The organism is Rahnella sp. JUb53, assembly GCF_004346065.1.
Taxonomy (GTDB): Bacteria; Pseudomonadota; Gammaproteobacteria; order Enterobacterales; family Enterobacteriaceae; genus Rahnella; species Rahnella variigena.
Genome location: NZ_SLYT01000015.1, coordinates 47,790 through 61,190 on the forward strand (window position 1 = coordinate 47,790; position 13,401 = coordinate 61,190).

The 13,401-nt window shown below is 51.6% G+C and carries 13 protein-coding genes; 8 read left to right on the forward strand and 5 right to left on the reverse strand.

The features are described 5' to 3' along the window. Nucleotides 1-83: 83 nt before the first annotated feature. Entirely contained in the window at nt 84-1,322 is a 1,239-nt protein-coding gene (locus tag EC840_RS23770) for an MFS transporter (protein ID WP_112288319.1), read from the reverse strand. Nucleotides 1,323-1,511: 189 nt separating this feature from the next. Here EC840_RS23770 and EC840_RS23775 point away from each other — a divergent pair, with 189 nt between their 5' ends. From EC840_RS23775 to EC840_RS23785, 3 genes are read left to right on the forward strand one after another with little or no spacing between them, the layout of a single operon-like run. Beyond that, nucleotides 1,512-1,826: a YqcC family protein gene (locus tag EC840_RS23775; RefSeq protein WP_112288320.1), complete on the forward strand. Its 315-nt coding sequence runs from the start codon at nt 1,512-1,514 to the stop codon at nt 1,824-1,826. Nucleotide 1,827: 1 nt separating this feature from the next. Then, nucleotides 1,828-2,607, forward strand: coding sequence for a tRNA pseudouridine(65) synthase TruC (gene truC / locus EC840_RS23780; RefSeq protein ID WP_112288321.1), 780 nt, complete (start codon nt 1,828-1,830; stop codon nt 2,605-2,607). A gap of 42 nt (nt 2,608-2,649) precedes the next feature. After that, a complete protein-coding gene (locus EC840_RS23785; RefSeq protein ID WP_112288322.1) occupies nt 2,650-3,099 on the forward strand; it encodes a flavodoxin in 450 nt (149 codons plus the stop codon). Between the two features lie 87 nt (nt 3,100-3,186). Here the strand turns inward: EC840_RS23785 and EC840_RS23790 are convergent, their stop codons facing one another. From EC840_RS23790 to map, 4 genes are all read right to left on the reverse strand, one after another. After that, nucleotides 3,187-3,576 (reverse strand): DUF3461 family protein, encoded by a 390-nt coding sequence (locus EC840_RS23790; RefSeq protein ID WP_132967279.1) that lies wholly within the window; start codon nt 3,574-3,576, stop codon nt 3,187-3,189. Nucleotides 3,577-3,712: 136 nt separating this feature from the next. Next, a complete protein-coding gene (gene dapD, locus EC840_RS23795; protein ID WP_101079222.1) occupies nt 3,713-4,537 on the reverse strand; it encodes a 2,3,4,5-tetrahydropyridine-2,6-dicarboxylate N-succinyltransferase in 825 nt (274 codons plus the stop codon). Nucleotides 4,538-4,583: 46 nt separating this feature from the next. Beyond that, the gene (gene glnD / locus EC840_RS23800) at nt 4,584-7,274 is read right to left on the reverse strand and encodes a bifunctional uridylyltransferase/uridylyl-removing protein GlnD (protein ID WP_165353147.1); all 2,691 of its coding nucleotides are present in this window, start codon (nt 7,272-7,274) and stop codon (nt 4,584-4,586) included. A 108-nt stretch (nt 7,275-7,382) separates the two neighbouring features. After that, entirely contained in the window at nt 7,383-8,174 is a 792-nt protein-coding gene (gene map / locus EC840_RS23805) for a type I methionyl aminopeptidase (protein ID WP_113878223.1), read from the reverse strand. Between the two features lie 367 nt (nt 8,175-8,541). Between map and rpsB the strand changes: the two genes are divergently transcribed. The 5 genes from rpsB (at nt 8,542) to ispC (ending at nt 13,178) form a co-directional block, all read left to right on the forward strand. Beyond that, nucleotides 8,542-9,267: a 30S ribosomal protein S2 gene (gene rpsB / locus EC840_RS23810; protein ID WP_095923217.1), complete on the forward strand. Its 726-nt coding sequence runs from the start codon at nt 8,542-8,544 to the stop codon at nt 9,265-9,267. A gap of 147 nt (nt 9,268-9,414) precedes the next feature. Next, entirely contained in the window at nt 9,415-10,266 is an 852-nt protein-coding gene (gene tsf, locus EC840_RS23815) for a translation elongation factor Ts (RefSeq protein WP_112288325.1), read from the forward strand. A 159-nt stretch (nt 10,267-10,425) separates the two neighbouring features. After that, nucleotides 10,426-11,157: a UMP kinase gene (gene pyrH, locus EC840_RS23820; RefSeq protein WP_095923215.1), complete on the forward strand. Its 732-nt coding sequence runs from the start codon at nt 10,426-10,428 to the stop codon at nt 11,155-11,157. A 108-nt stretch (nt 11,158-11,265) separates the two neighbouring features. Beyond that, complete coding sequence (frr, locus tag EC840_RS23825) at nt 11,266-11,823, forward strand: ribosome recycling factor (RefSeq protein WP_112288326.1); 558 nt, start codon at nt 11,266-11,268, stop codon at nt 11,821-11,823. Nucleotides 11,824-11,981: 158 nt separating this feature from the next. Then, on the forward strand, nt 11,982-13,178 hold the full coding sequence (ispC, locus tag EC840_RS23830) for a 1-deoxy-D-xylulose-5-phosphate reductoisomerase (protein WP_129638934.1): 1,197 nt from the start codon (nt 11,982-11,984) through the stop codon (nt 13,176-13,178). Nucleotides 13,179-13,401 lie beyond the last annotated feature (223 nt).

Genomic DNA, 13,401 nt, shown 5'->3' on the forward strand with positions numbered 1-13,401 from the left:
CTTTTTGTCTGAATCTTTTATCGCACGCCTGAACATTCTGATAACAGAAGGCGTTCCGCGATATCCGAAGCGCCCCTCAGTTATTAGCCAATTGCCCCTAAGACATCATCCTGCCCCTGTTTTTTAGGCAGCAGGAATAACGTAGCGAAGATATCCAGCAGGTAAATCGCAGCCAGTAACGTAATCGCTGCGGTAAACGACACCTGCGCTACCAATATCCCGATCACCAGCGGACCAAAACCGCCCACACCACGTCCGAGATTAAACAACAGATTCTGCGCCGTCGCCCTGACGTGTACCGGATAGAGATCGGATATCAGTCCGCCGTAACCGCCAATCATGCCATTCACAAACATGCCCATCAGTGCACCCGCGAACAACATCAGCGTCGGATCGGTAAGCTGCGCATAGCACACCACCATAATGACCGCACCGACCTGATAAATCAGGAAGATTTTCCAGCGCGGGAAACGGTCAGAAAGCATGCCGAACAGCCAGATCCCAAACGTCATCCCTACAACCGTGACCGCCGTCCACAGGCCGGATTTAGTCAGCGAGAAGCCGAAGTTTTTCGACAGGTAGCTTGGCATCCAGATCATCAGACCGTAATAGCCAAAGTTCTGCACAGAGCACAGGATCAGAATGCCGATACTGGCTTTCGTCGTGACTTTATCGCGAAACAGTAACTTAATGCGACTGAACAGTGAGCCATCGTTATTGCTGGCAGTGTGTTTAACGAAAGCTTCCGGTTCGCCCATGGTGCGGCGGATCAGGAAAGAAGCCAGCGCCGGTAACAGGCCGACCAGGAACATGCCGCGCCAGCCGATAATGCCGAGCAGCATTGGCGTCAGGAAGGCTGCCATTAACACGCCGAGCTGCCAGCCCATGCCGACATACGCTGAGGCGCGGTTACGTTTTTCCGCCGGCCACGCTTCTGCAATCAGCGCCATGCCGATACCGAACTCACCACCGAGCCCGACGCCTGCCAGCGTGCGGTAAATCAGTAAATCCCAGTAGCCTTGTGCGAAAGCGCATAAACCAGTGAACAGAGAGAACATCAGAATGGTGAAGGTCAGTACGCGGATGCGGCCGAAGCGATCGCTGATGGGCCCGAAAATCACGCCGCCCAGGACGGCACCAATCAGAGTCCAGGTGACCAGAGAGCCACTTTGTGAGGATGACAAACCAAATTCGCTGGTGATAGCGGGAAGCATGAAGCCGAGGATCAGTAAATCAAAACCGTCCATGGCGTAGCCGGTGACGGAGGCCAGCATAGCTTTTGCCGGTGTTGCGTGTGCTTTTTGAGTATGTTGTGCGGACATTTTTACACATCTGTGAAGAAAAAAGTGGCGGTAGTTTGCCCGTAACGGGCGTTTATCGCCACCACGAAAAACTTATGGCTGGATTGATTAATTGGATACGATGCAGAAAGTTGGGGCATCAGTCCTTCAATGTTATGCTTTGCGCCCCCGGCGGAGGCTGCCCGGGGCCATGAACGAAGAGAGTCATTGATGAATACAGAAAACCAGGTTCGCCAGATTTTAGAAGATATCGAGCAGGTCATGCGTGATGACAAGTTGTGGCACGCCACGCCGCCGGAAGCGGAAGCCTTTGAAAGCAAAGAGCCGTTTTCTGTGGATACCATGTCTGCTGAGCAATGGCTGCAATGGGTGCTGGTTCCCCGTATGTACGCGTTGCTGGAAGCTCAGGCGCCACTGCCAACCCGTTTTGCTATCACCCCCTATTTTGAAGTAGCGATGCCGGAAGCACTCCGTTTGCTGACACAGCTGCAACGCCTCGACGATTTGCTGAATATAGAAGACTGACATGCTGGAAATTTTGTATCAGGACGAACATCTGGTCGCAGTGAATAAACCTGCGGGCATGCTGGTTCATCGCAGCTGGCTGGACCGCCATGAAACGGTGTTTGTGATGCAAACATTGCGTGATCAGATTGGTCAGCATGTGTTTACGGTTCACCGGCTGGATAAGCCGACGTCGGGCGTTTTGCTGCTGGCGCTGTCCAGCGAAGTGGCTCGTTTGCTGTCGCAGCAGTTCGAAAATAATCAGATGAGCAAAACCTATCACGCCGTAGTCCGCGGGTATGTGCCACAAGACGGCACCCTGGATTACGCGCTGACCGAAGAGCTGGATAAAATCGCTGATAAGTTTGCGGATCCGGATAAAGCGCCACAGCCTGCAGTGACGCATTATCGCGTCGTCGCACAGGTCGAAATGCCAGTGGCTGTAGGACGTTACGACACCGCGCGCTACAGTCTGATGGAACTGAAACCGGAAACTGGCCGTAAGCATCAGTTGCGCCGTCATATGTCGCATTTGCGTCACCCGATTATCGGTGACAGCGCGCACGGCGATTTAAAGCAAAACCGTGGCATGACGCAGCATTTTGGCTGTTCTGGGCTGATGCTCCATGCCAGTCATATGCAATTGCCACATCCGGTAACCGGTGAACCTCTTTCCTTGAATGCTCGCTGGGATCCTCGCTGGCAGAATGTAGTGACACAGTTTGGCTGGCAGGGAAAAATCCCTGAGCTTGAAAGGGTTGAGTTTGCAGAAACTTGCGGTCAGGATAGTCCACAAATTTAAGTCCTTTGATTGAAATATTGGCATCACACAGGAGTGAAACTCATGGCAGAAGTCGGAATTTTCGTCGGTACGGTGTACGGCAATGCGTTACTGGTAGCAGAAGAAGCGGAAACCGTGCTGAAAGGCCAGGGCCATGACGTCAAATTGTTCGAAGAAGGCACGCTGGAAGCCTGGCAGTATTACCGTCATCATTTTGTCCTGATTGTGACTTCAACCACCGGTCAGGGCGATTTGCCGGACAGCATCGCGCCTTTGTATGCCGCGATCCGTGACACTGTCGGTTATCAGCCCGAACTGCGCTACGGTATGATTGCGCTGGGTGATATCAGCTACGATCATTTCTGTGGCGGCGGCCATAAGCTGGATGATTTATTGCAGGAGCAGGGCGCGTCGCGTATCGGCGAATTGCTGGAAATTGATGCGATGGAAACCGCCGAGCCGGAAACGGTCGCTGTTCCCTGGGTGGAAAAATGGGGCCAGTTGCTTAAATAATTTCGCAGCAGTCTTTTCTGCGCACAATAAAAAAGGTCAGGCAAATGCCTGACCTTTTTACTTTCTCAATCTTCTGGCTGCGAATAATCAGCGACCGCTGGTCAGTTTTTCCAGATCGGATTCAATTTCAGTAATCTTATTCGCTACAACGGATTCCAGGTGACGCAGGTCATCAAGAATTTTACGCTTCAGATCCACTTCAACCTGATCGCGCTGGCAGATTTGGTCCAGTTCATCAATTACATAGCGCAGGTTAGGGCTGATTTCATGAATTTCTTTATAACCTTGCCCTGTGTTATCGGCAACGATGGTTTTGCGCTGGCGTGGATATTTAAATTTCACGCTTTTAGCAAAAAACTCACCTTTATCTCTGCGGAAGTAGATCTTCAGAATGTCGTTATTGGCCTCCTGACGCAGGCTGTAACGATCAATATCGTCGGGATTATTAATGCCCAGGCTTTTCAGATTGTCATACATAGCGCTACCTTCGTTTAGGAGAATATTTAACGGTCATGATGAACCGAAGAAGAATTCGAATCGTTGATTAATGACACAATTTGCTATCAACAAGATAAAAAAATAGCGGGTAACTGATGACCCGCTATTTTTAATCTTAGTCGATGGTTCGCAATAACTCATTCAGGCCGGTTTTGCCCAGAGTTTTCGCATCTACTTTCTTGACGATCACAGCACAATACAGGCTGTATTTACCGTCTTTAGAAGGCAGGTTGCCGGAAACGACAACGGAGCCCGCAGGGACGCGACCATAATGTACTTCGCCCGTTTCGCGGTCATAAATTTTGGTGCTCTGGCCGATGTAAACGCCCATGGAAATCACTGAGCCTTCTTCGACAATCACGCCTTCAACGATTTCAGAACGCGCGCCGATGAAGCAGTTGTCTTCGATGATGGTCGGGTTAGCCTGCAAAGGCTCCAGAACGCCGCCGATGCCTACGCCGCCGGACAGGTGTACGTTTTTACCGATCTGCGCGCAAGAACCTACCGTCGCCCAGGTATCAACCATGGTGCCTTCATCAACGTATGCGCCGATGTTGACGTAAGAAGGCATCAGTACGGTGTTGCGTGCAATGAATGCGCCTTTACGCACGGCAGCAGGTGGCACCACGCGGAAACCTTCACGCTGGAAACGCGCTTCATCGTAGTCCGCGAATTTCATTGGCACTTTATCGAAGTAACGGCTTTCTCCGCCTTCCATCACCTGATTGTCATTGATTCTGAACGAGAGCAGTACCGCTTTCTTCAGCCACTGATGCGTCACCCATTCGCCATCAATCTTCTCAGCCACGCGCAATTCGCCGCTGTCGATTTTGTTGATAACCTGAGTGATGGCGTCGCGCGTTACGCTGTCAACGTTAGCCGGAGTAATGTCTGCACGGCGCTCGAAGGCTTGTTCAATAACGGTTTGTAGTTGCTGCATCCTGTTCTCTTTCCTGAATTGGTTTTAAAAGATAGTGGTACTTGTATCACATTTTATCGCCAGGGTTGAGTGCCTCAGTTAATCGGCGTGTGATTTCCTGACGAGTTTGCTTATCCAGCGCACGGCGCTCACTGTTGGCAAGAATAAATAAATCTTCTACGCGTTCGCCGATGGTTGAGATGCGCGCACCGTGCAGCGACAGTCCCAGGTCAGAGAACACTTCCCCGACGCGTGCCAGCAGACCGGGCTGATCCAGCGCCACCAGTTCCATATACGTGCGGCGGTCGGTATGTGTTGGCAGGAAACTGACTTCGGTCTGTACGCTGAAATGACGCAGTTTCGGCGAAGGACGTCGGGCGCGCGGCGGCTGATAAGCCTGCGTCATCGACTGTTCCAGCGCATAACGGATTGCTTCATGGCGATCCTGTGCCAGCGGGCTGCCGTCCGGTTCGAGCACGATAAAGGTATCCATCGCCATGCCGTCGCGATTGGTGAAAATCTGCGCGTCATGAATGCTCAGGTTACGCCTGTCCAGCTCACCGGCAACGGTGGCAAACAGATACGGACGGTCAGGGCTCCAGATAAATATCTCTGTACCGCCGCGCGTTGCCTGACGGCTAACCAGCACCAGCGGTTTGGTGGAGTCGTGCTCCAGCAGATGTCTTGCGTGCCACGCCAGCTGATTCGGTGAGTGACGCAGGAAGTAATCCGCCCGGCAGCGGCTCCAGATGCGGTGCAACGCTTCCTCATCAATATTATCCATGCGCAGCAAGGCCAGCGCCTGCAGGCGGTGATGACGTACGCGCTCGCGCAGATCCGGCGTATTTTGCATACCGCGGCGCAGCTGTTTCTCGGTGGCGAAATACAGCTCACGTATCAGGCTCTGCTTCCAGCTGTTCCACAGAGTTTCGTTGGTGGCACAAATATCGGCTACGGTCAGGCTGACCAGATAGCGCAGACGGACTTCGGTCTGCATTTCCGCAGCGAATTGCTGAATTTCATTAGGATCCTGAATATCGCGGCGTTGCGCTGTTACTGACATCAGTAAGTGACAACGAACCAGCCAGGCGACCAGCTGAGTTTCACGGGAATTAAGCCCGTGCAGTTCGGCAAACTCCAGCACATCCTGCGCGCCAAGAATCGAGTGATCGCCACCGCGGCCTTTGGCGATATCGTGGAACAGCGCGGCCATCAGCAGCAGTTCAGGCTGCGGCAGGCGCGGGTACAATTCCACGCACAAAGGATGCTTTGGTCGCGTCTCTTCATGGGCAAAACTTTCCAGTTTTTGCAGCACGCGGATGGTGTGTTCATCGACCGTATAGGCGTGGAACAGGTCGAACTGCATCTGCCCGACGATTTGTCCCCATTGCGGCATATACGCCCACAACACGCTGTGGCGGTGCATCGGCACCAGCGCACGCGACACGGCACCCGGATGACGCAGAATCGCCATAAACATTTCGCGTGCCTGCGGGATCATGCACAGCGGCTCTTTCAGATGGCGGCGCGCATGGCGCAGTAAACGCACGGTCGTCGAGTAAATCCCTTTGATTTCACGGTGACGCACCATCAGGTGGAACATGCCGATGATGGTTTCCGGGTGGGTATCGAACAGGGATTCGTCGCGCAGATCGATAAGGTCGCCGCGTAACTGAAAATGTTCATCCAGCGGGCGTGGTTTTTCATTCGGGCCAATCGCCAGAATCGCTTCATCGAACAACTGCAATAACATCTGATTCAGCTCGCCGACCCGGCGGGTCATGCGATAGAAATCTTTCATCATGCGTTCGACCGGCTGATTGCCTTCGCCCTGATACTGCAACAGCTGCGCCACGCTTTGCTGACGGTCGAACAGCAGGCGGTTATCGTATCTTGGCAACACCAGATGCAGGGCGAAACGGATACGCCACAGGAAGCTCTGACACTCCAGCAGCTCGTTGCGCTCAGCTTTGGTCAGGAAGCCAAAGGCCACCATTTCATCGAGCGATGTGGCGCCAAAATGGCGGCGGGCCACCCACAGAATAGTGTGGATATCACGCAGGCCGCCCGGACTGCTCTTGATGTCCGGCTCAAGGTTATAGCTGGTGCCGTGATAACGCTGATGGCGCTCATTCTGCTCTGCTATTTTAGCGCGGAAAAAATTCGGCGAAGGCCAGAACCCGTCGCTGAAAATGTGTTTCTGCATACTGAGAAACAGCGCCACATCGCCGCAAATCAGGCGTGATTCGATAAGGTTAGTCGCAACGGTTAAATCGGCCAGACCTTCTAACAGGCACTCTTCCAGAGTGCGGACACTGTGGCCGACTTCCAGTTTGAGATCCCACAGCAAAGTGATCAGCTCGCCAATCCGCAGCGCCTGTTCGTCGTTGAGGCGTTTCTGGCTCAGTACCAGCACATCAATATCGGATAAAGGATGCAGCTCGCCGCGGCCGTAACCACCGACGGCCACCATCGCGGTTTCAGGGATATTGTCGAACCCGTAGAACGTCCACAGACGTTGCAGTAGCTGGTCGATGTAATGCGTTCGCGCATCCACCAGCTCTTCCGCCCGTTGCCCGGCATTGAAGGCATCCGCCAGCCATACCTGAAACTGTTCCATATGCTGTTTCAGACTCTGACGGTTTAAATCGTCATCCGGATAGACAGAAGGGGAGGCAGGTTGTGGCGGGAAAGTGTGGGTAAGATCCTGCGTGGTTTGTGGTTGCAGGCTCTTTTCAGCCGGAAAATTTTCAATCATGGGTGCGCAGCCCTACACGTGAGAGACCAATAAACGTGAAAGATAAAAAAACCGGCTTTCGCCGGTTTGATTCACAGATTTATACCCTCTCCGCAGAGCGGGCGACTGTTAGTCGTGCGTCAGAATAGCCGGGATGGTGTCATCCTTACGCAGCGTCATAATTTCACAACCGTTATCTGTCACCACAATAGTATGCTCGTACTGAGCCGACAAGCTGCGATCTTTAGTTTTTACGGTCCAGCCATCTTTCATGGTGCGGATACGGAAATCACCGGCGTTGACCATCGGTTCAACCGTGAAAGCCATACCAGCCTGTAATACCACGCCGCCGTCATCTGCATCGTAATGCAGAACCTGAGGTTCTTCGTGGAAACCTTCACCGATACCGTGACCGCAGTATTCGCGAACCACAGAGAATTTCTCAGCTTCGACGAATTTCTGGATCTCTTTACCCAGTGTACGCAGACGGATACCCGGTTTGATCATGCGCAGCGCGATATACAGGCTTTCCTGCGTGATGCGGCAAAGACGCTCACCCAGAATCGTCGGTTTGCCCGCAATGAACATCTTGGAGGTGTCGCCGTGGAAACCGTCTTTAATCACGGTGACATCGATATTGACGATATCGCCATCTTTAAGGATTTTGTCGTCGCTCGGAATACCGTGACATACCACTTCGTTAATGGAAATGCAGACAGATTTCGGGAAACCGTGGTAATCCAGACAAGCAGAAACCGCTTTTTGTTTGTTCACGATGTGATCGGCACAAATGCGATCAAGCTCACCGGTGCTCACGCCAGGTTTGACGAAAGGCTCAATGATTTCCAGCACTTCGGCGGCCAGACGGCCAGCAACGCGCATTTTTTCGATGTCTTCAGGGGTTTTGATTGAAATAGCCATGTGTTGTCCTGCAGGTTCTGTGCATCAGGTGTGCTTTATTTCTACACCGATGTCGTCAATAATTAGCTGTGGCTTATGGTATCAGCCCTGATATTTGCTGCCAAACTATCATTTCCCGCTAAGCAATTCGGTGAACAAAAGTTGCTGTCCGGCCGTTATTTATGATATAAAGCGCGCCGGCAATCCGCTCTGGGTCTTACGACGCTGAGGGATTAAAGCCAAAATCACTCATTGTGTACTTATTCACGTAAGTAATAACACACACGTATCGACACATACGCCGGGGTGCCTTGGGAATTCGTTCTTCGGGGTCGGTTGTATGGGATACGTGGAGGCATAACCCCAACTACTTAATAGAGGTTTTATCATGGCAACTGTTTCCATGCGCGACATGCTCAAGGCCGGTGTTCACTTCGGTCACCAAACCCGTTACTGGAACCCGAAAATGAAGCCATTCATCTTCGGCGCTCGTAACAAGGTTCACATCATCAACCTTGAGAAAACTGTTCCAATGTTCAACGAAGCTCTGGCTGAGTTGCAGAAGATCTCCTCCCGTAAAGGTAAGATCCTGTTCGTTGGTACTAAACGCGCAGCAAGCGAAGCGGTAAAAGAAGCTGCACACAACTGCGACCAGTTCTTCGTGAACCATCGCTGGTTGGGCGGCATGCTGACTAACTGGAAAACTGTTCGTCAGTCCATCAAACGTTTGAAAGATCTGGAAGTTCAGTCTCAGGACGGTACTTTCGAGAAGCTGACCAAGAAAGAGGCGCTGATGCGTACTCGTGAACTGGCTAAGCTGGAAAACAGCCTGGGTGGTATCAAGGATATGGGTGGTCTTCCTGATGCTCTGTTCGTAATCGACGCTGATCACGAACACATTGCAATCAAAGAAGCTAACAACCTGGGTATCCCGGTATTCTCCATTGTTGATACCAACTCCGATCCGGATGGCGTTGACTTTGTTATCCCTGGTAACGATGACGCAATCCGTGCAGTAAATCTGTACCTGAGCGCTGTTGCTGCCACTGTTCGTGAAGGCCGTTCGCAAGATCTGGCTGTTCAGGCAGAAGAAAGCTTCGTAGAAGCTGAATAATAAGGCAAGCTCAGCAGAGCCCTTATTAACCAGGTATTGAAATATGTTGGTTAGGGGGCCTTTATTGGCCCCCTTTGCTTATCTTAAATGCGAGAAATATCTCACCGCAAAAAACCTTTTTGCACTGAGATAATCGAGGAAAATACAATGGCTGATATTACCGCTGCCCTGGTAAAAGAACTGCGCGAACGTACTGGCGCTGGCATGATGGATTGTAAGAAAGCTCTGGTTGAAGCGAATGGCGACATCGAGCTGGCAATCGAAAACATGCGTAAATCTGGCGCGATCAAAGCTGCGAAAAAAGCAGGCAACGTAGCTGCTGACGGCGTGATCAAAACCAAAATCGAAGGCAACTTCGGCGTGATTCTGGAAGTTAACTGCCAGACTGACTTCGTCGCTAAAGATGCTGGTTTCCAGGCTTTCGCTGACAAAGTGCTGGACGCTGCTGTTGCAGGCAAAGTGACTGACGTTGACGTTCTGAAAGCTCAGTTCGAAGAAGAGCGTATTCAGCTGGTTGCTAAAATCGGTGAGAACATCAACATCCGTCGCGTTCAGATCCTTGAAGGCGATGTGCTGGGCAGCTACCTGCACGGCGCACGTATCGGTGTTCTGATCGCAGCTACTGGCGCTGATGAAGAACTGGTTAAGCAAATTGCAATGCACGTTGCAGCAAGCAAACCAGAATTCGTTAAGCCTGAAGATGTGTCTGCCGAAGTAGTAGAAAAAGAGTATCAGGTTCAGCTGGACATCGCGATGCAGTCTGGCAAGCCGAAAGAAATTGCAGAGAAAATGGTTGAAGGCCGCATGAAGAAATTCACCGGCGAAGTTTCTCTGACTGGTCAGCCTTTCGTTATCGACCCAAGCAAAACTGTTGGTCAGGTTCTGAAAGAACACAACGCTGATGTGACTAACTTCATCCGCTTTGAAGTGGGCGAAGGTATCGAGAAAGTTGAGACTGACTTTGCTGCTGAAGTTGCAGCAATGACTAAACAGTCTTAATCAGTATCTGATACACCCTAAAATGGAACCGCTGCGAAAGGGCGGTTCCGTTTTATCCAGCCCCAAATTCCTATTACATTGTGCGTAAAGTCATTCTGGCGGCGCTATGATGTAAAGACCGACTATCCATTAAGACACATTGCTTCTAGGACAGACACCATGGCTACCAATGCGAAACCCGTTTATCAACGTATCCTGCTCAAACTCAGTGGCGAAGCCCTGCAGGGCAGTGAAGGTTTTGGTATCGACGCGAGTGTATTAGATCGTATGGCTCAGGAAGTAAAAGAGCTGGTCGAACTCGGCATTCAGGTAGGTGTTGTGATCGGCGGCGGTAACCTGTTCCGTGGCGCGGGCCTCGCACAGGCGGGCATGAATCGTGTTGTAGGCGACCATATGGGTATGCTGGCGACTGTCATGAACGGCCTGGCAATGCGCGATGCATTACACCGTGCCTATGTAAACGCGCGCCTGATGTCTGCAATCCCTTTGAACGGTGTTTGTGATAATTACAGCTGGGCTGAAGCTATCAGCTTGCTGCGTCATAACCGTGTGGTGATTTTCTCCGCCGGTACCGGCAATCCTTTCTTTACCACTGACTCAGCAGCCTGTCTGCGTGGTATCGAAATCGAAGCTGATGTGGTATTAAAAGCCACCAAAGTTGACGGCGTGTATTCCGCGGATCCGGTGAAAAACCCGGAAGCTACGCTGTATGAAAGACTGACCTATCAGGAAGTGCTGGAACAGGAATTGAAAGTGATGGATCTGGCGGCCTTTACGCTGGCTCGCGATCACAATCTGCCAATTCGTGTTTTCAACATGAATAAGCCTGGCGCACTGCGTCGCGTGGTGATGGGTGAAAATGAAGGGACGCTGATTTCTAAAGCGGAGTGATCCTTCACAATTGAACATTGCGTTCAGCCAGCCTCTGCTGGCATGAGTATTCACGGACTATACTGATGTTATGGTCTGCCAGGTAACCCGCTTTCAAAGGTTAACAACGTGATTAACGAAATCAAAAAAGACGCTGAAATTCGTATGGAAAAATGCGTCGAATCATTCAAAACGCATATCAGCAAAATCCGCACCGGCCGTGCTTCACCAGGCATCCTGGATGGCATCATGGTGGAATACTACGGTTCAGCGACACCTTTACGCCAACTGGCCCAGGTGACTGTTGAAGATTCCCGTACTCTGGCAATCTCCGTATTTGACCGTTCAATCAGCGCAGCGGTAGAAAAAGCGATCATGACCTCTGATCTGGGTCTGAACCCTTCTTCAGCAGGCGCGACTATCCGCGTTCCACTGCCAGCACTGACCGAAGAACGTCGTAAAGATTTGATCAAGGTTGTTCGTGGCGAAGCAGAGCAGGGCCGTGTGTCTGTGCGTAACGTGCGTCGCGATGCGAACGATAAAACCAAAGCTCTGTTGAAAGATAAAGAAATCAGCGAAGATGAAGATCGGCGTTCTCAGGACGACATTCAGAAACTGACTGATATTTTCATCAAGAAAATCGACGTTGCTCTGACAGAGAAAGAAGCCGAGTTAATGGAGTTCTGATCCAACTTTCTGCTTCCTCCAAAGCGCCGCAATTGCGGCGCTTTGTTTTTAACGGACTTTAATTCTTTTACCGGTTCGCACAATCTCATAGACAAGCCGGATAAGAGGTTTCAGACTGTGCACTTTCCGAATTTACGAGCGCTATCCCGGGCATTTTCATGAAACAAATGACTATTCTTGGTTCGACAGGGTCTGTCGGCACCAGCACGCTTTCCGTTGTCCGGTCTAATCCTGACGACTTCACCGTTAAAGCACTGGTTGCAGGGCGCAATGTTGACGTTATGGCGCAGCAGTGTCTTGAATTTCAACCTGCTTACGCTTCCATGGCGGATGAAGCCTCTGCCCGCGCGCTGAGAGCTATCCTGGCTGAACAGGGATGCCGTACAGAAGTGCTTTCTGGTCAAGATGCTGCCATAGAACTTGCGGCCCTTGATGATGTGGATCAGGTGATGTCGGCTATCGTGGGTGCTGCGGGCTTGTTACCGACACTCGCTGCGGTCCGTGCCGGTAAACAGGTGCTTCTGGCCAACAAAGAGTCGCTGGTCACCTGCGGACGTATCTTTATGGATGCCGTTCGTCAAAGTCAGTCTCAGCTTCTGCCTATCGATAGTGAACACAATGCGATTTTCCAGAGCCTGCCTGAGGCTGTTCAAAAACAGCTGGGGTTTGCTTCTCTCAAAGAACATGGCATTTCCCGCATTATCCTGACCGGCTCCGGCGGCCCGTTCCGCGAACTCCCTTTGAATCAGTTTAGCGATGTGACGCCTGACCAGGCCTGTGCTCATCCAAACTGGTCAATGGGGCGCAAGATTTCAGTGGATTCGGCCACCATGATGAATAAAGGCCTTGAGTACATTGAAGCGCGCTGGTTGTTTAATGCCTCCGCCGCAGAGATGGAAGTTATTATTCATCCGCAATCTGTGATCCACTCGATGGTCCGGTATTGCGACGGAAGTGTGCTGGCTCAGCTGGGCTCACCGGATATGCGTACACCCATTGCACACGCGATGGCCTATCCGCAACGTGTGAAGACTGAAGTCGAAGCGCTGGATTTCTGCAAAATGGGCGCCATGACCTTCGGTGCGCCTGATTATGCGCGTTATCCGTGCCTGCAACTGGCGATTGAAGCCAGCAATACCGGGCAGGCTGCTACCACGGCGCTGAATGCCGCCAATGAAATTTCCGTCGCCGCTTTCCTCAATGGTGAACTCCGCTTTACTGATATTGCTTCTCTTAACCGCGAGGTTATGGAGCAACTTGTCAGTGCCGAACCCGATTCTGTTGAGGAAGTGTTGCATATAGACGCATTGGCGAGGGCGCGTGCGAAAGATAAACTTCGTACTTTTGCGGTCTAGGCCTGCTTTAGTACTTATGCAGCAGTTTGTTAGCATCACACTGAGATGGTATAGTCTGCGCCACACTGGCAGTAGATTTGGCTTTTCAGAGACTGAATGTTACAGGTGGAATCGGTGAGTTGTCAGTTAAGCCGTGCCTGAAAGGGAGACACGGCTTTTTTGCGCGTGTAGTCGCATTAGCGACAAACAGGTGCAGCGCCAGCCGGTTGTTCTGGAGTAAGCC

Excerpts from the sequence above, each read along its gene's own strand:
- ispC (WP_129638934.1), top strand. The coding sequence starts at position 11,982 with ATGAAACAAATGACTATTCTTGGTTCGACAGGGTCTGTCGGCACCAGC.
- tsf (WP_112288325.1), top strand. The coding sequence starts at position 9,415 with ATGGCTGATATTACCGCTGCCCTGGTAAAAGAACTGCGCGAACGTACT.
- EC840_RS23770 (WP_112288319.1), bottom strand. The coding sequence starts at position 1,322 with ATGTCCGCACAACATACTCAAAAAGCACACGCAACACCGGCAAAAGCT.
- dapD (WP_101079222.1), bottom strand. The coding sequence starts at position 4,537 with ATGCAGCAACTACAAACCGTTATTGAACAAGCCTTCGAGCGCCGTGCA.
- rpsB (WP_095923217.1), top strand. The coding sequence starts at position 8,542 with ATGGCAACTGTTTCCATGCGCGACATGCTCAAGGCCGGTGTTCACTTC.
- EC840_RS23785 (WP_112288322.1), top strand. The coding sequence starts at position 2,650 with ATGGCAGAAGTCGGAATTTTCGTCGGTACGGTGTACGGCAATGCGTTA.
- truC (WP_112288321.1), top strand. The coding sequence starts at position 1,828 with ATGCTGGAAATTTTGTATCAGGACGAACATCTGGTCGCAGTGAATAAA.
- pyrH (WP_095923215.1), top strand. The coding sequence starts at position 10,426 with ATGGCTACCAATGCGAAACCCGTTTATCAACGTATCCTGCTCAAACTC.
- EC840_RS23775 (WP_112288320.1), top strand. The coding sequence starts at position 1,512 with ATGAATACAGAAAACCAGGTTCGCCAGATTTTAGAAGATATCGAGCAG.
- map (WP_113878223.1), bottom strand. The coding sequence starts at position 8,174 with ATGGCTATTTCAATCAAAACCCCTGAAGACATCGAAAAAATGCGCGTT.
- EC840_RS23790 (WP_132967279.1), bottom strand. The coding sequence starts at position 3,576 with ATGTATGACAATCTGAAAAGCCTGGGCATTAATAATCCCGACGATATT.
- glnD (WP_165353147.1), bottom strand. The coding sequence starts at position 7,274 with ATGATTGAAAATTTTCCGGCTGAAAAGAGCCTGCAACCACAAACCACG.